The organism is Streptomyces sp. CNP082, from assembly GCF_059570535.1.
On sequence record NZ_JCANSZ010000002.1, the window covers coordinates 299886 to 317560 of the forward strand.

Here is a 17675-nt window from a genome sequence, read left to right on the forward strand (position 1 = left end):
CCTGTGCGAAGGAAGGACGTCAGCTTCCCGGTCGTTGGTTGCCCCGAAGGGCGAGCGAAGGCGTCAACAGGTGTCCGTATTGGCAAATTTCACGTCGGAGTACGGACAGGAAGCGTCAGACAAGATCCACCAACACCGGCCCCGCAGCGAGTTGTCGGTGCGGGATGGGAATATGACAGCGGCCCTCGAATCGGCCCTGCCCAGGGAAGGGAGCGGTGACAGGCATGCAGATCCGGCTGACCGTCCAGGCGACGCGCGGCGGCGTCGCCGCGCGTGGCCGCGATGTGATCGTCACCGCACCTGCCGGCACGGCACTGGGCGCCGTAGCCGGCGGCCTCCTCGACGCGGCGGCGGCTGCCGCCTCGGGCGGCGGGGGCGCCGCGGGCAGCACGGGCGGCGGCGCGGGCGTGGCGGTGTACGCGGGCCGCCGGCTCCTCGACCCGGACCGCACCCTGCTCGGCGAACCCCCGCTGGTGGACGGCGCGGTGCTGAGCCTCGGCGGCCCCGCGGACCCGGACCACGGCCAGCCCCCGGCGGCGGACGCGGCAGCCGTCACCACCCTGCGGGTGGTGGCCGGCCCCGACGCCGGCGGGGTCCACCTGCTGCACGGCGGTCAGATCCGGATCGGCAGATCGGCGGACGCCGACGTCCCCCTGGACGACCCGGACGTCTCCCGCCTCCACTGCGCGCTGACCGTCACGCCGGACGGCGGCGTCACGGTGGCGGACCTGGGCTCCACGAACGGCACGACGATCGACGGCACCCCGGTGGGCACGGATCCGGTGCCGCTGCGGGCGGACGCGGTGCTGCGGGTGGGCGAGTCGGCGCTGCGGATCGCGGGACCGGCGGGAGCGGACCACGGGTCCGGGCGTACGGACGCGGGCGGGGGGGAGTACGGCGGGGAGCCGGGGTCGGGGTCGGGGTCGCAGGAGCACAGCCGGGTCCCAGACCAGCGCCAGCCGCGGGAGCGGGACGCGACGACGACCGGCCTGGGCACCGGCTGGCCGGCGGGCGGCGGCCCGGCGTACGGAGGCGCGTACGCGGATGCCGCGGGCGGCGACGAGCCCGGCAGCGGACGCGGTCGCCGGTTCGGAGCCGGGCGGTCCGGCACCGCCCGCGGCACGACGGCCGGTGACCCCGGCCGCGATGACGAGCACGGCGGCGCTCGTCCGGACCCGTCCGGCGCCGGGGGCCGGGACCCCGAAGCCGGTCCAGGACACGACAGCGGGCGCACGCGCGCCACGGACGGCGGCGCGGACAGCGCGCGTACCCGCGCGGGACGCGGCGACGCCACGGGCGCGGGACCGGGACACGGCCGCGGACAAACCGGCCCCGACCAGAGCGGACCCGCCACCGGCGCGGAACCCGGGTACAGCCGCGGACGGACCACCCCCGGCCTCGACGGACCCGTCACGTACGGCCGCGGGGGCGTCGTCCCCGAATTGAGTGAGGGCGCCGCGGAAGCGGTTCCCTCATACGGTGAAGGGGACGCCGACTTCGGCCGGGGCGGACCTCCCGCGGGCGCAGCTCCCGGGTACGACGCCGGGCGTGCGGCGCCCGGCCGGGGCGCGCCGGGCGGCGAGGGCGCTCACGGCGCGGGGCGCCGGGGGGCGGAGTCCGGTGCCGCGCGGGCGCGCGGGCGTGCAGGTGCCGAGGGGGCACGTGGGCCCGGCGGCTCCGCCCCGCGCAGGAGCGGCACCCCTACGCGGGGCACCGTCGTGCCGCCGGAGTTGCGGTCCCGCGGCGGGGCCGCGGAAGGGGCCGCGGGAGCGGCCTCCGTACCGCAGCCGCCGCGGCGCGGGATCCGGGCGTGGGCCCGCCGGCTGGGCGGGCGCGACGGTGCCGCGGACCTGGCAGCCGCCGCCCCGGCCACGGCCCGTACCGCCGCCGAACGCGCCGGCACGACCGACCTGGACGACCGCTACCCCGACGCCGCCGCCGTCCTGCTCGCAGCCCTGGCCGGCGAGGCCGCGTACCGGCCGGGCTTCCTCTGCTCCCCCGGCGACACCCCGGCCCACCCCCCCGCGCACCCCGGCGGCGCGGGCGGACTTCCGCACCCCGGTGCACCAGGGGGTACGCCCGCACGCCCCGGCACGACCGGCGCCGCAGGCGGATCCGCGTACCCCGCTGCGGAAGCGGGCGCGTCCGCGCGACCCGGCATCCCGGGCCCCGGCTCGACCGGCCCCCCGGGCGGGTCCGTGTATCCCGGTGCAGAAGCCGGCGCGCCCGCAGGACCCGGCGGTATCCCGGACTCCGGCACGACCGGCGCCCCGGGCGCCCCCGCGCGACCCGGCTCGCCCGGTGCCGCGGAAGGGGCCCCGTATCCCGGCGCCGCCATCGGCCTCCCCGCACAGCCAGGTGCCACCGCAAGCGCCTTCCTCGGCACCGCCGGCGGATCCACGTACCCCGGTGCGGCAGCCGGCGCGTCCGCGCGATCCGGCTCAGCCGGCACCACCGGCGGACCCGCGTATCCCGGTGCCGCCGGCGGCGGGCCCGGGCAGCGGGGGCTCGTGTTCCGCCGTGGCAGCTCGCACGCCGACGCGCTCGTGGTGCGGCTCGGCACCGAGTTCCGGATCGGTGGCGGCACCGCCCCCCTCACCGTCGATCTGCGCCGGGCCGGTTCGCTCGCGCTCGCCGGGCCGCGGGCCCGGCTCGCCGGGCTCGCGCGGTCGGTCGTGGCCCAGCTCGCCGCGCTGCACGGGCCCGACGTCCTTGAACTCGTGCTGGTCGCCGCCGACCCGGCCCGGCCGCACGAGGCCCGCGTCGAGGACTGGTCGTGGGCCGGCTGGCTCCCCCACGTACGGCCGCGGCAGGGCCAGGACTGCCGGCTGCTGCTCGCGTACGACCGGGAGCAGGCCGCCGCGCGCGTGGGCGAGTTGCAGCGGCGGCTGGAGCAGCCGGTGCCGGGGACCCGCAGCGTGCTCGTCATCGACGGCGACCCGGGGACGGCCGCCGTCCGCGGAGCCGTCGCCCGGCTCGCCGAGTACGGGTCCGCCGCCGGCGTCCACGTCGTCTGCCTCGCCGAGACCGCACCCGCCACCCCCGCCTCGCCGTTGACCGCGATGTACGCCGCGGCCAGCGAGGCGGCGCCCGGCTTCGCCGCCTGCGGCGCGGTGGGGCTGCTCAGCGGCGACGTGGCCACCGGCCTGCGTCTCCTCCAGCGGCCGGCGGCGGCAGCGCCGGTCGGTGCCGCCGCCGCGGAGCCGGGCGCCCCCGCGGCCGTAGCGCCGCCCGGGCGGGCGGAACCGGCCGCGGGGGATCCGTACGCTGCCCAGGCCCCCGCCGGTTCCTCCGCCACCGACTCCCCCGCCACCGCCTACGGGACCGGCCGCACCCGCCTCGGCGACGGCTTCGCCGCGTCCGCGGAACCCGCCGCGGCCGGCGGCTGGTTCGAGGTCGCCGCCTCCGGGCAGGAGGCCGCCGGGCCGGCCGGGACCGTCGATGCCGTGTCGGCCGCGTGGGCGGAGCGGCTGGCCCGCGCGCTCGCCCCGTACGGCGAACGCGACGATGCCGACGGCGCCCACCCCGCCCGCCGCGGCCCGCTCCCCGGGTCCGTGCGCCTCCTGGACGAGCTCGACCTCGCCCGCGCCACCCCCACCGCGCTCACCGCCCGCTGGCTGGAGTCCCGTTCCGGCGCCCCGCGCGTGGCCGCGGTGCTCGGCGCGGGGCCGGGCGGCCGGCTCCTGGCCGACCTCGCCGCCGGGCCGCTGGCGGTCGAAGGTGCCGCGCGGGGCGGCAAGTCGGAGCTGCTGCGCTCGTTCGCCGCCGCGCTGGCCGCCGGGGAGCCGCCGGAGCGGCTTCAGTTGGTGCTGGTCGACGGCGCGGGGCGGGAGCGGGGCGACGCGCTCGGCGCGGCGGCGGATCTGCCGCACGTCTCGGGGCATCTGGTGGCGTCCGACCCGGTGCGGATACGGGAGTTCGCGCAGGAGCTGGGGGCGGAGTTCAAGCGCCGGGCCGCGCTGTACGCGCCGGAGGGCGAGCCGGGGCCGCAGGGTCCTGCGATCCCGGGACCGCGGTCGGGCGGGGCGGCGGACGTCCAGGCTCCGCAGAGCAACACGCTACGGCTCCGCCCCCGCTCCCCCGCCGCTCAGCCACCGGGGGCGGGCACCGGCGCGGTGGCAGGCAGCGGCGGGGGCGCGCACACCGGCCCGCGGCCCGCGGCCGGCGCGGGCGCGGGCGCGGGCGCGGGCACGGGCGCGGGCGCGGGCGCCGGCGCGACGCCAGGTGCCGAAGGCGCCGGCAGTCCGGCGCGCCCCGTCACCGCCCCCGCCGGGCGGCGGCCCGCGCCGCCCGCCGTCGTGGTGCTCGTCGACGACTTCGACGCCCTCGTGGCCCCCGCCCTCGGCAGCCCCGCGCGGCCCGCCGCCGGGTCGGTCGTCCGGGTCGTGGAGGCCATCGCCCGCGACGGCGGCCCGCTCGGCATGCACCTCGTCACCGCCTCCGCGCAGCCCGCGGCGACCGCCGCCACCGCCGCGGTCTCCGGTGCCGCGCACCACGTCGTGCTCGGCGGCGAGGACGTGCCGCCCGGGCGCGGGCTGCTGTGCGCCGCCGGGGTGGAGCCCGTGCCGTTCCAGGCCGCCCGGGTCACCGGGCGGATCCCGCGTACGGCGACCGCCCGGCCCACCGTCGTCCCGCTGGAGTGGGCCCGCATGGGCTCACCGCCGACGAGCCGCCCCCTGCGCGAACTCGGCAACGGCCCCACGGATCTGGCCCTCCTCGCAAGCGCCCTCCAGCGCGCCGCGGCCACGTCCGCCGCCCAGCCGCACGACCCCCGCGCCCCGTCCCCGTAGCACCCCGTCCCCGTAGCACCCGCGGCCTCCGCCCCGGCCCGCCCGCGTCTGCGCACCACCGCCGCGAGTCGGCGCGTACGTACCTCGCACCCTTCGTACGCACCCGCCCCCGCACGCCCCTGCCCTCAACGCCCCACTCGCCCCATGTGCCCCACCCGTCCCCCCAGCAACAATCTGCTATCCCATCCCCCTTCGCCGTCAACTCACCCGCGCCACCCCTCCCTCCACCGGCCGAACTCTCTCCCCACCCTCCGCACCCGCACCCGTTTCTCTTCAAATCCCCTCCCACCAGCGGTTTTTATCTCTCCTCCGGTCTCCAGCCGATCAGCGCCCGCCTTCACATTCCGAACGCTTCCCCATCACGGACGGATCACGAAACGGCCGATGACAGCGCTTGCGTAGGAGACGCTATTGCGGGCCCGGCGGTCCGGGCGTAGGACATACCCCACAGCGTTTCGCACAGGTAACACGGCGCAGGCCCCGCGGGGCAGGTCTGCGCCGGCACGGGACAACCCCATCTGCCCCGCGTTCCTGGGGAGGCTGGGATGCAGCAGGTGAGAGTCGTGCGGGCCGCGGTGGCGATCGTCGCCGCCGGCGCGCTCGCCGTGACCGCCGCGGGATGCGGCGACGACGGCGACGACGACAACGGCGGTGGCGGCGGGAACGCGGACAAGTCCGGTTCCAGCGTCGAGCTGCCGAAGCTGGACGGTGAGTCGCTGCGCGTCGGCGCCGTGTGGACGGGGCCGGAGCAGAAGAACTTCGAGAAGGTCGTCGACGGGTTCGAGGAACTGACCGGCGCCACGGTGGAGTACGTGCCGACCGGCGACAACGTCGCCTCCTTCGTCCGCACCCAGGTCGCCGGCGGCAAGCCGCCGGACGTCGTGTTCGCGCCGCAGGTGGGCGTGTTGCAGGAGTTCGTCAAGGAGGGCTGGGCGAAGCCCCTGAACGCCGCCGCGAAGAAGGAGCTGGGCAAGAACTTCTCGCAGGGCTGGCAGGACCTGGGCGCGGTGGACGGCGAGCAGTACGGCGTGTACGCCAAGGCCGCCAACAAGTCCCTGGTCTGGTACAACACCACGACCTTCGAGAACGCGGGCGCCCAGGAGCCGGAGGACTGGCAGGGCTTCCTGGACACCGCGCAACTCGTCTCCGACTCCGGCGTGCCGCCGGTGGCGGTCGGCGGCGCGGACGGCTGGACGCTCACCGACTGGTTCGAGAACATCTACCTCTCCCAGGCAGGACCGGAGAAGTACGACCAGCTCGCGGCGCACGAGATCCCGTGGACCGACCCGTCGGTGAAGGACGCGCTGACCACCCTCGGCGAGCTGTTCGGCAACGACACGCTGATCGCGGGCGGCGCGAAGAAGGCGACGAAGATGGCCTTCCCGGACTCGGCGACGGCTCCCTTCGCCGACCTGGACGACCCGAAGGCGTCGATGGTCTTCGAGGCCGACTTCGTCGGCGCGTTCGTCAACGAGACCGACGCGAAGGTCGGCGCGGACGCGAAGGTCTTCCCGTTCCCGGCGGTCGGCCCGGACAAGCCGGTCGTCACCGGCGGCGACGCGGCCGTGGCGCTGACCGACTCCAAGGGTGCGCAGGCGCTGCTGACGTACCTGGCGAGCACGGAGGCGGCGCAGGCGTGGGCGGAGCCGGGCGGCTTCATCTCGCCGAACAAGAACATGGACATGGGCGCGTACCCGAACGACGTGCAGCGCGAGATCGCGCAGGCGCTCATCGACGCCGGGGACGACTTCCGCTTCGACATGTCCGACCAGGCGCCCGCCGACTTCGGCGGCACCGCGGGCAAGGGCGAGTGGAAGGGCCTGCAGGACTTCCTGGCCGATCCCAAGGACGTCGAGGGCGCGCAGCAGGACCTCGAGAAGGCCGCAGCCGCGGCCTACAAGAGCTGACGGACGGGCAGGGAGACCCTGATGTCGACCTCGTCGGCGGGGGGTGCGGCGAAGTCCGCCGCACCCTCCCCCCTCGTCCCGCCGGCCCGCACGCCGCCGGGCAAGAAGAGCAAGCCGCCCCGGTCGGTCGTGCGGACCAAGAGCTGGATCACGGTGGCGTTCCTGCTGCCGGCCGTGGTCCTGCTCGGCGCCCTGGTGCTGTATCCGATCGGCTACTCCGTCTACCGCAGCCTTTTCGACGTCTCCGGCGACGAGTTCATCGGCCTGGACAACTACACCGAGCTGTTCAGCGACGACCGCATCCGTACCGCCCTGCGCAACAACCTGATCTGGGTGCTGATCGCGCCCGCGGTCTGCACCGCGCTGGGCCTGGTCTTCGCCGTCCTCACCGAGAAGGTGCGGTGGGGCACGGCGTTCAAGATGGTCGTCTTCATGCCGATGGCGATCTCGATGCTGGCGGCGGGCGTCATCTTCAGCCTCGTCTACCAGAACGAGCCGGAGCGCGGCGCCGCGAACGCGGCGTGGACGACGATCCACGACACGTTCAGCGACCCCGCACCCTGGCCGGGCGCCCGCCCGCGCCCGAACGGTGATCTGAAGGGCCCGGACAACGGCCCGTTCACCTCCGAGGCCACCGTCAGCGCCGGCCGGCCGGCGCTGCTGCCGCTGGTCGCGGTGAAGCCGCAGGACGCGGAGGGTGAGCAGCCTGCCGCCGAGCCGAAGACCGGTGGCGACGGGATCGCCGGCACGGTGTGGCTGGACTTCAAGCCCGGCGGCGGCGAGCCCGATGTCGTCGACAGCGGTGAGAAGGCGCTGAAGGACATCAAGGTCGAGGCGGTCAAGGACGGCAAGGTCGTCGCCTCGGCCACGACGGCTTCCGACGGTACGTTCACACTGCCGGCCGAGGCCGACGGCGCCCAGTTGCGGCTGCCCGCCTCGAACTTCGAGGAGGCGTACGGCGGCGTCGACTGGCTCGGCCCGTCGCTGGTGACGCCGGCGGTGATCGCGGCGTACGTGTGGATGTGGGCCGGCTTCGCGATGGTGCTGATCGCCGCGGGTCTGGCGTCGGTGCCGCGCGAGCTGATGGAGGCGGCGCGGGTCGACGGCGCGAACGAGTGGCAGGTGTTCCGGCGCATCACGGTGCCGGTGCTGGCGCCCGTACTCGCGGTCGTGCTCGTCACGTTGATGATCAACGTGCTGAAGATCTTCGACCTCGTCTACATCATCGTGCCGAGCGCCCGGCTGGAGGACGGCAACGTGCTGGCCGTCGAGCTGTTCCAGCAGGCGTTCGCCGGCACCGAGCCCGACCTGGGCGTGGGCAGTGCGATCTCCGTCGTGCTGCTGCTCCTCGTCATCCCTGTGATGATCTTCAATATCCGCCGCCTGCGAAAGGAGTCCGGCCGATGACCACCGCAACAGCGGCACAGACCGCACCGAAGCCGGAACCGCGGGAGGCGAAGGAGAAGGCGCCGGCGAAGGAGTCGCTCGCCTCCCGGATCGGCCGGTACGCGGGCGGCGGCGCGGTCCGGGCGTTCCTGATCATCGTGGCGTTCCTGTGGCTGACCCCGACGGTGGGGCTGCTGCTGTCGTCGTTCCGGGACCCCGCGGACATCGCGACGACCGGCTGGTGGAAGGTCTTCGGCGACCCGGGGCAGCTCACCACGGACACGTACGACGCGCTCTTCGGCAACGACGACGTGATGGGCGCGCTGCCGACGACGATCTGGATCACCGTGCCGTCCACGGTGCTGGTGGTGGTCATCGGCGCGCTGGCGGGCTACGCCTTCGCGTGGATGGACTTCCCCGGCCGGGACTGGGTGTTCCTCGCCGTGGTGGGTCTGCTGGTGGTGCCGGTGCAGGTGGCGCTGATCCCGATCGCGTCGCTGTACCGGGATCTGAACCTGTTCCACACCATCACGGGCGTGGTGCTCTTCCACACCGCGTTCGGCTTGCCGTTCGCCATCTTCCTCTTGCGGAACTTCTTCGCGGAGATCCCGCGGGAGCTGCTGGAGGCGGCCCGTATCGACGGGGCGAGCGAGGTGCGGCTGTTCTTCCGCGTCGTGATGCCCCTGGGCGGGCCGGCGATCGCGGCGCTGGGCATCTTCCAGTTCCTGTGGGTGTGGAACGACATGCTGGTGGCCCTGGTCTTCGCCGACCCGGGCAAGCCGCCGCTGACGGTGGCGGTGCAGCAGCAGACGCGGCAGTTCGACAGCAACATCGAGCTGATCGCGTCCGGCGCGTTCATCTCGATGGTCATCCCGCTGATCGTCTTCTTCGCCTTCCAGCGGCAGTTCGTGTCGGGTGTGATGGCGGGCGCGGTCAAGTAGGTACGTACATCACTGACGCGATGCGGCCGTCCGGGGACATCACCCGGGCGGCCGTACCGTCGTAACGCTGAGTGCGTGGCGCCGCCGCTACCGTGGCGGATAGCAGAAATAAGGACATTCCGACCAACGGACTGTCCTTCCGCCGCCACCCGCCCAGGGATGTGTCCGTGCTCCGGTTCAGCGTCGTCGTCCCCGCGTACGGGGTCCAGGCGTATCCCGACGAGTGCCCGGAGTTTGTCCTCACGCGGCCCTTGCCGGCGCCCGGGGGCGCGGCGCGGGAGGTCGCGGGGGTGCCGCGGCGCGTGCGCCGGCTCCTCGCCGCCGTCGCCACCCCCGCCGGCCGGCGCCGGGCGCGGCGCGCCCTCGGTGCCGTGTCCCGGCGGGTCCCCGAGCCGGGGCAGCGGCCGGTGCTGCGCGCCCTGCGCGCCACGGGCCAACTCGGCCGCCCCGACCGCCGGATCGTCCACTTCCGCGGCCAGACCCGGCTCGCCGTCGTGCTCGACGCCCCCACGCCCCTGCGCGCCCGCAACGAGAACCTGCGCCTGGTCACCGGCGCCCTCGACGCCGCGGGCGTCGAGCACTTCGCCGTCCGCGGCTACGGCAGCATCTCCACCCCCGTCGCCGTCCCCGCCCCCCTCCGCGCCCGCGCCGTCGCCGCGCTGGCGGCACTGTGCGCGGAGCACCCCGGCCACGTCTGCCACTCCGACCGCAGCAGGCGCCCCGAACGCCGGGTTCGCCCCGCCGGTGACCCGGCCACGTGGCAGGCGCTCCCCGAGGAGCGCTTCCCCGAACGCCACCGGCAGACCGCGGCAAGCCGCTTCCGCAGCGCCACGGACCTGAGCATCCCGTCCGCGTTCCACCACTACTACGAGGCCCTCACCGGCCGCGCGGTGCCCGGGCAGCTCACGTACGACTACGTCGACCTCGCGCACCCGGACCTCGCCGCCAGGCTGCGGCGGCTGCTGCGCCGCCGCGACCGGAACGTCTTCTGCCTCAACGACACGCTCTCCGGCGCGGGCGACCTGGCCGCGCAGGTGGAGCTCGTACGGCCGTTCCTCCAGGCGTACTTCCCCGTCCCCGGCCCCTTCGAGATCCCGTCCCCGAGCCCGTCCGAGAGGTGAGCAGGTCATGCCCCCGGCTGCCCGCACCCCGGCCGACCCGGCCGACCCGCCCGCGCAGGTCGACCCGGCCGACCCGGCCGCGCCGCCCGACACCGGCTGGCGGTGGACAGGCGCCGCCGTCGGCCTGCTGCTCCAGCTCGGCTACGTCGCCTACGCCGCCCGACACGTCTCCCCCGCCGCCCTCGGCGCCTACGCCGTGGCCCTCACCGCCGTCCACCTCCTCGCCCACCTCGCCGGCACCGGCTTCGCCGCCTGCCTGCACCGCGCCGAGCCGCTGACCCGGCACACCGCCCACGCCGCGCTCCGGCTCGCCGGGCTCACCGGGCTCATCGGCTTCTCCGTCGCGCAACTCGCCGCCCCGCTGCCCGCCATGCTCCTGCACGCCCCCGGCACCACCCCGCTTCTGCGCGTCCTCGCCTGCGCCTTCCTCTGCCACCCCGCCGCCGACGCGGCCGTCGCCGCGCTCCGCCGGGCCGGCCGGTCCCGCGCCGCCGTGTGGGCGGACGCCGGCGGCCAGGCGGGCGGCACCGCGACCGGCGTCCTGCTGCTCGCCGGCGGCGCCAACCCCCTCGGGCTGGCCGCCATGCTGCCGGTGTCCGCCGCGCTGACCCTGTGCACCGCCGGGTTCCTGCTGTCCCGTACGCCGCTGCCGGAGGGCCGTCCGGTGGCGGCCGTGGAACTGGTCCGCGTCTCGTGGTTCGCGGCCGGGTTCGGGCTGCTGCGGCTGGTCGCGGCGGTCGCGCCGCTGTGGGCGGTCTGCCGGCTGCTGGGGCCGGGCGCGGCGGGGGTGTACTCGCGCGCCGCGGCGCTGTGGGACGGGCCGGCAGGGGCGTACGGCAGGGCGCTGGACCGGGCGAAGGGCGCCGGGCAGACGGCATACGGGGAGCAGGTGACGTACGAGGAGCAGGTGGCGTACGAGGAGCAGACAGCGCGCGAGGAGCAGACGGGGTACGGGGAGCAGACGGCGCGCGAGGAGCAGGTGACGCTGACGCGCGCGGAGCAGGCGGCGTACGAAGAGCACGGCGAGGAGCCGGGCCGCCCCCCGCCGCCCGCCGACCCCGCCGCCCGGCTCGCCGTCACCGGCGCCTCCGCCGCCGCCTTCGCCGGGTTCGGCGTCGCCGCCGGCGTCGGGCCCGCCGCGCTCACGCTGCTCCTCGGCCCCGGGTGGGAGTCCGCGACGGCGCTGGTGCCGTGGCTCTGCGCCGCAGCGGTGCCGCAACTCCTCTACGCCACCGGCTGCTCCCTCGACCTCGCCCGCGGCCGGCGCCGCGGACTCCTCGGTACGCACCTGGCCGTACTCCTCACCACCGCCGGCGCCCTCGCCCTCGTCTTCTGGTGGCGCGGCGCCGGCCACGCCCTGCCGCTGGTGGCCTGCGCCGCCGCCGCGGGCCCGGCCGCGGGACACGCGCTGCAACTGCTGCGGTGGGGCCGGTCCGGTCTGGTGCGGGTACGGGAGGTGCTGCTGGGGCACTTGGTGCACGGCGGCATCGGGGCGGCGGCCGGGACCCTGGCGACGCTGGCCGGTTCACTGGTGACGGAGCCGGGCCTCGCACTGCTCTACGGGCTGCTCTCGCTCGCGCCCGTGACCGTGCTGTGCGCGGGCCTGCACGCGCAACTCCCGCTCACCACGGCACTGTCCGACCCCCGCCCGCCCCCGGCGGCCCCCCGCCCCCGGGACCCGCACCTGACCGCCTGACCGCCTGCCCCCCTGCCCCTCTGCCCCGGGAACGTGCTGTCCGGGGAGCAGCGCCGTGCGCGTCTTGGAGACAGTGCACCCCGCGCAGGGGGCCTCCCCGAGACCGTCCGCCCGCCGCCGGCTCCTGTTTCCGGCTCCGCACCGGCGCGCGGGCGCGGAGGGGCTCAGCCCAGGCCGTACGGCGTGCTCACCCCGCCCGGGTGCGCGGGGCGCCGGTACCGCAGCGCGCGCTCCGCCCGTACCGCCGCCGGCATCCCGACCAGCTCCGCGCACAGCACCTCCCACCGCCGCGTCACCCCCGCCGCCGCGAACCGCCCCGTCCCCGCACGGGCGTTGGCGCCCAGCCGGTGCAGCAGCTCCGCGTCCTCGGCCATCAGCCGGCCCAGCGCGCCCGCCAGGGCCTCCGCGTCGTCCGGCGGCACCAGCAGCCCGTCGACCCCGTGGCGTACGACCTCCGGCGGCCCGCCGGCCGATTCGTACGCCACCGCCGGCACGCCCGCCGCGTACGCCTCCAGCGTCTGGCCGCTCGTCGAGGGCAGCACCGCGAGGCTCGCCTTCGCCCACTCCTGCGCCATGGACGGGCTCGGGCCCAGCAGCTCCACCCGCTCGTACAGCCCCAGCTCCGCCACCCGCCGGCGCAGCCGCGGCAGCTCGGGACCGGCCCCGAACACCCGCAGCCGCCACCCCGATTCCGCTTCCGTCGCCGACGCGAACGCCGCGAGCGCGTGGTCCGCCCGGGCCGGCGGGCCCGCCATCACCGCCGTCCGCGTCGTCCGCGACGACCGGGGCCGGAAGCCGTCAGGCGCCGGGAGCGGGATCGCCGCCAGCCGCGGGGCCGCCGCGCCCAGCGCCTGGGCCAGCCGCCACCGCGCGCGCTCCGTCCGCACCACCACCGCGTCGCACTCCCCCACCCGCGCCGGCGGGCGCCCGCCCCCGTCACCGTGCTCCTCGTGGATCCGTACCACCCGCGCCGGGGCGTGGTCCGCGGCGATGCCCGGCAGCGCGGGCGAGGCCGTGACCAGGACGTCGGCGTCCAAGGTGCGCAGGGCGAGGGTGACTTCGGTGTCGGTGAGCGCGTCGAAGTCCGGTTCGCGGGCGGGGTCGACGAGCGCGCTGGGGGCGGCGGCGAGCTGCTGCCGGGCGCGGTCGGTCAGGGCGGTGGGCCGCAGCGGTACGGGGACGGGTCCCGTACGGTCGACGAGGTGGCGCAGCGGGACGCGGGCGTCGAGCGCGGGAGACGGCCGGTGGCGGGTGCGGAAGACGCTGACGACCTCGACGTCGTGGCGCGCGGCGAGGTGGCCGGCCCGGGTGAGGACGGCGTGCGCGCGGTCGCCCGGCTCGTCGGCGCGGGTGAGCAGGAAGACGATCCTCACGCCCGTACGCCCTCCCTGCGCGCCCCCGCGCGCTCGTAGGGCGAGGGCACCGGGAAGTACCCCTCCAGAAACGCCTGTACGCCCCGGGGAAGTCTGCCGTCGAGACCGAGGCAGAAGACGTCGGTGTCGCGGCCGGCGGACAGTCTGTCGAGCCGGCGCGGGTCGTGGCCGCCCGCGGAGTCGACGCTCAGCGGGCCCGAGCAGCGCCGGGCGGACAGGGCGCGGCCGAGGAACACGTCGTCGGCGAGGGGGAGGACGCGCGCGGCGAGGGCGTCGAGGGGCTGGCGCCGGCCGACGACGGTGAGGTCGGGGCGGGCGGTGTCCAGCCAGGGCGGCGGGGTGGCGGCGACGACGTAGGTGTGGCGGATCCAGGGGGCGAACATCGCGAGGGAGCGCAGCGAGTAGCGCAGCGCCGGGCCGGTGCGGGTGTAAACGGCGTCGACGGGCGGGCGGGGGTCGGTGACGAAGGCGCGCAGGGTGGGGAACGCGCGGTCGTGCACGTACAGGACGGCGGTCGGCGTCAGCGAGGGCAGCGTGGGGCCGAGCGTGGTGGGGGCGCGCGGGGTGGCGTACGCGCCGCCGCGCTGCGGGCGGTACCAGAACTCGATGTCGCAGCCGTGGTCGGGGCCGTAGCGGAGGGTGCGGCCGGAGGTGAGGTACGGGCGGTAGAGGCGCAGCGCGGGTGGTTCGGCTTCGGCGGTGAGCAGTTCGGCGGGGACGGAGGTGCCCGGGACGTCGGGGGTGTTGGGGGTGTCAGGGGAGTGGAGGGGTGCGGCGTAGACGGCCTGGCCGGGGTACGCGCCGGCCAGCGCCCGGCAGGCGCGCGAGCGCAGGCCGGCGTCGACCGCCAGCCGGTGGCGGGGAGCGGCGTCGGTGTCTTCGAGGAGACCGGCGGCGGCGGAGTCCGGGGCGTCGGCGGCGTCGGCGGCGTCGGCGGCGTCGCGCAGCAGGATGTACGGGACGTCCGCGGCCTCCAGCGCGTCCGCGGCGAGGCGGAGGTTGGCGGCGTACACGTCGTCCGCGAGGAGGTCGTCGCGTACCTCGGCCAACTGCCCGGCCGCCCACACGAGTCGCCGGTCGCCCCCGCTCTCCGCGGCCCGTACCGCCTCCTCCCACCGCCGCCGCTCCGCCGCCGCGGGCGCGGGGGGCGCCGGCAGGGGGCGGGGCGGGGCGGCGGACTCGGAGTCGGAGGCGGTCGCGGCGCGGTGGAAGGCGGCGCGGTCGGCGCGGTCGCGCTGGCGGCGGGGGTCGTCGTCGCGGAGCGCGGACAGCTCGGCGAGCAGGGTGTGCCAGCGGCGGGCGGCGTGCTCGTCGTCGGGGATGACCGCGACCCGCGGCGCCGCCGGGCCCAACTCCGTCTCGTACGCCTCCCGGTCGGCCTCCGCCGGGACGACCAGCGCATCCAGCTCCGGCGCGCCGGGCGGCGGCGGGTGGCCGGGGCGGGGGGCGCGGTGGACGGTGAGGGTACGGGCGGGGGCGAGGGTGCACACGGCGGGTACGAGGCCGGGGTCGGCGGTGACGAGGACGTCGGCGGCGAGCGTCCGCAGGGCGGCCGGATCCGGCTCGGCGGCGAACTCCACGTCGTGGTGCGCCGCGAGGCTGCGCGCGACGCCGTCGGGTGCCGCGGCGGAGGGGGGTTCGGCGGCGGAGGGGGCCGCGAGGAACGTGATCTTCATCTGACATCCCCTACGGCCTCGGTGACCACGACCAGCCGCCCGGCGGCGGTGTAGTGCGGGGCGACCCGGACGACGGCACCGGAGTCGGCGATGAGCAACCGGCTCGGCAGCCGGTGTACGCGCCCGGGGTCGGCGACGTCGCCGAGCAGCCGCCCCACCGGCAGCGCGACCCCGCAGCCGCCGGACCGTACCCGTACGTCCCAGACCCGCTCCCCGCCCCGCTCCGCCAGCCGCGCCAGCTCCCCGCCCCCGGCCACCGCCGTGAACTCCCCGCCGTCGCTCTCCACCACCCGCACCCGGCACACCGCCCCGACCTCCCCGCGCGCCACCAGCTCACCGACGAGCCCTCCGCCGGAGGGCGGCCCGGGGGCTGTGACGGGAGCCGGGACGGCAGGCGCGGCGCCGCGCAGGACGGCGGCGAGCACGCCGGGGGCCAACCCGCCGCAGGGCGGCACGACTCCCGGCGCCGGCAGGCCCACCACCCGCCCGTGGATCACCAGTTCCGTCCAGCCCACCTCCACCCGTACCACCTCCGCGTGCGGGCCCAGCCGCGCCACCCGCAGCACGGCGGCGCGGCCGTCCGCCGGCGACGCGACGGTGACACGCCAGCCGTCCGGGTGCGGCGGATCGAGCCGGGTGGGCCTCTCGACGGGGTCCGCCTCCCGGGCCGCGGCCGAACCTGCCACCGAACCCGCCGCCGAACCCGCCGCCGGGCGGACGGCCGTACCGGCGGCAGAACCCCCGCCCGCGACCGCGCCCGAGCCGGGGACCCCACCCAAGACCCCGCCCGGGACCGCAGCAGCGCCCGCGCCCGGACCCGCCGCACCGCCCGCCGCCGCGCCCGCGCCCCGCTCCGCGGGCGTCGCGCCCTCCGGTGCCCTCAGCCCGTACCCCCTGCGCCGCCGCCAGCCCCCCGCCGCCAACTCCACGCCCAGCTCCCGCGCTTCCCCCTCCCCCACCGTGATCGTCTCCAGCCCGTGCGGCCCCCGCTGCGGTCGCCGCCTCCCGCCGGCCCTGCGCACCACCGGCTCCACCACGTACGTGCCGAACGCCCGCTCCCCCGCCACCTCCAGCGCCAGCCCCCGGTCGTCACCCACCCGCAGCCACGCCCCCGCCAGCCCGGCGCCGCCCTCCGGCAGCCGCACGCACACGTTCAGCGTCCGCCCGTCCAGCACCGACACGTGCTCGGCGTCCAGGTACTCCGTCACCGCGCTCACCCCGGCAGCTCGTACGCACTCGGCACCGGGAAGTACGCGTCCAGGAACGCGCCCAGCAGCCCCGGCGCCCCCGCACCCCCGACCCGGATCACCGTCCGGTCCCGCGCCGCCAGCAGCCCGCGCAGCACGGCGTCCGCGCCGGCCGACGCCAGGTCCACCTGCGCGTAGCGGAGCGTCGCGGCGGCGGCGCGGCCGGTGTGGGCGGCGTAGTGGGGGTACAGCGACGACGGGATCGCCAGGTCGTCGCGGTGCGGGTCGCGGTGGGCGGTGGTGGCCGTGTGGCGGTCGCCGAACTCGCGCTCGATCTCGCACAGCACGCTGCGCCGCAGCGGGTGCGGGGCATGGCGCAGCGGCTCCTGCGCGGTCGAGACGAAGAACCGGGTGAGGCCGTTGGCGAGGAAGAAGTCCTCCGGCACGGTCTCGGTGCCGAGGAAGAGGCGGTCGCCGAAGTACAGGAAGTGCTCGGCGAGGCCGTCGATGTGGTGCAGTTGGCTCTCGACCGCGCGCGGGTTGGACGTCGGCAGCGCGGTCGGGTCGGCGAAGACCTCGCGGTGCGCGACCACCGCGAGACCCGGGTGCGCGGTGTCCAGCCACGGCGGGGCGGCGGCGTCGGTGAGCAGGTGGACGCGGCGGACCCAGGGCGCGTACGTGGCGAGGGAGCGCAGCGCGTAACGCAGTTCGGGGGCGGCCCAGGTGTAGACGGCGTCGACCGGGTACGTGACGTCGCCGGGCAGCGGGTGCGCGAACTCCTCGCGGGTGCGCAGCGTGAGCCGGCCGCAGCCCCAGGAGCCGCGGTCGGTCAGCTTCACGGCGGTGGCGCCGGCCGGGACGCTGTCGGCGACGCGGCCGGGGCGCGGCGCGAGGAGCCGGTCGCCGGTGCCGTCCCGGCGCCAGAACTCCACTTCGCAGCCGGAGTCGGGGCCGATGACCAGCCGCCGGCCCGGCTCGGTGCGGAACCAGGTGAGGTGCAGGACGTCGGCTTTCTTCTCCCACTGCTGCCAGACGCCCGGCTCGTAGCCGGGCACGAGCCGGGGGTACGAACCGTCCGCACCGTCCGCCGCGAACGCGGCGCCCGGCTCCGCGCCCGCGCCCGCCACCACCGTCACGTACGCCGGCTGCACCCGGCACAGCCGCGCCAGCGCCCGGCACGCCCGGCGGCGTTGGGCCGCCGGCACGGCGACGACCGCGGGGCCGCACGCCCGGCCCCGTACCGCGAAGTACGCCACGCCGGCGGTCCGCAGCGCCCGGGTGACGGCGAGCACACCGGCGCGGCGGGCCTGCACCGGGGAGAGCGCGTGCTGCAGGTGGGCGATGCGCGGCCGGCCGGCAACGCTGACGACGACGCGGCCGGGCACGTCGGCGGCGGCCTGCTCGCGGCGGGCGCGGAGGGCGGCGCGGAGCCGGTCGGCGTGGTGCGGGGCGGCGAGCGCGGCGAGGTGGCGGCGGACGACGCGGGGCAGCGCACGGCGGTACGCGGCGACGACGGCCGCCGTACCGGGACCGACGCGCGTCGGGCGCTGGTCCGTGACTGTCTGCCCCATGCGGGACAAACTACGTCATTCGCCCGC

Annotated in this window: 10 protein-coding genes; 6 read left to right on the plus strand and 4 right to left on the minus strand. The window is 77.1% G+C overall.

Annotation, left to right across the window (positions count from 1 at the left end; all coding sequences use genetic code 11):
* Positions 1-224 precede the first annotated feature (224 nt).
* The 6 genes from B124_RS02890 to B124_RS02915 all read left to right on the plus strand — a co-directional run bounded on the left by B124_RS02890 (position 225) and on the right by B124_RS02915 (position 11841).
* Positions 225-4790, plus strand: coding sequence for an FHA domain-containing protein (locus tag B124_RS02890; protein ID WP_496501038.1), 4566 nt, complete (start codon positions 225-227; stop codon positions 4788-4790).
* Between the two features lie 545 nt (positions 4791-5335).
* Complete coding sequence (locus B124_RS02895; RefSeq protein ID WP_496500996.1) at positions 5336-6697, plus strand: ABC transporter substrate-binding protein; 1362 nt, start codon at positions 5336-5338, stop codon at positions 6695-6697.
* A gap of 21 nt (positions 6698-6718) precedes the next feature.
* Positions 6719-8104 carry a carbohydrate ABC transporter permease gene (locus B124_RS02900; protein ID WP_496500997.1) on the plus strand — a complete coding sequence of 462 codons (1386 nt, stop codon included), beginning with the start codon at positions 6719-6721 and terminating at the stop codon, positions 8102-8104.
* On the plus strand, positions 8101-9024 hold the full coding sequence (locus B124_RS02905) for a carbohydrate ABC transporter permease (RefSeq protein ID WP_496500998.1): 924 nt from the start codon (positions 8101-8103) through the stop codon (positions 9022-9024). The genes B124_RS02900 and B124_RS02905 overlap by 4 nt, the downstream gene beginning before the upstream one ends.
* 167 nt (positions 9025-9191) lie before the next feature.
* Positions 9192-10145, plus strand: coding sequence for a stealth conserved region 3 domain-containing protein (locus B124_RS02910; protein WP_496500999.1), 954 nt, complete (start codon positions 9192-9194; stop codon positions 10143-10145).
* 7 nt (positions 10146-10152) lie between these two features.
* A complete protein-coding gene (locus B124_RS02915) occupies positions 10153-11841 on the plus strand; it encodes an oligosaccharide flippase family protein (RefSeq protein WP_496501000.1) in 1689 nt (562 codons plus the stop codon).
* Positions 11842-12005: 164 nt separating this feature from the next.
* Here B124_RS02915 and B124_RS02920 read toward each other — a convergent pair whose 3' ends face one another.
* The 4 genes from B124_RS02920 to B124_RS02935 are packed head-to-tail and all read right to left on the minus strand — an operon-like array spanning position 12006 to position 17648.
* On the minus strand, positions 12006-13214 hold the full coding sequence (locus B124_RS02920) for a glycosyltransferase (RefSeq protein ID WP_496501001.1): 1209 nt from the start codon (positions 13212-13214) through the stop codon (positions 12006-12008).
* Entirely contained in the window at positions 13211-14890 is a 1680-nt protein-coding gene (locus tag B124_RS02925; protein WP_496501002.1) for a hypothetical protein, read from the minus strand. The genes B124_RS02920 and B124_RS02925 overlap by 4 nt, the downstream gene beginning before the upstream one ends.
* Complete coding sequence (locus tag B124_RS02930; RefSeq protein WP_496501003.1) at positions 14887-16107, minus strand: hypothetical protein; 1221 nt, start codon at positions 16105-16107, stop codon at positions 14887-14889. Before B124_RS02930 ends, B124_RS02925 begins: the two co-directional genes overlap by 4 nt.
* Positions 16104-17648 (minus strand): stealth conserved region 3 domain-containing protein, encoded by a 1545-nt coding sequence (locus B124_RS02935; RefSeq protein WP_496501004.1) that lies wholly within the window; start codon positions 17646-17648, stop codon positions 16104-16106. Before B124_RS02935 ends, B124_RS02930 begins: the two co-directional genes overlap by 4 nt.
* Between the last annotated feature and the right edge of the window lie 27 nt (positions 17649-17675).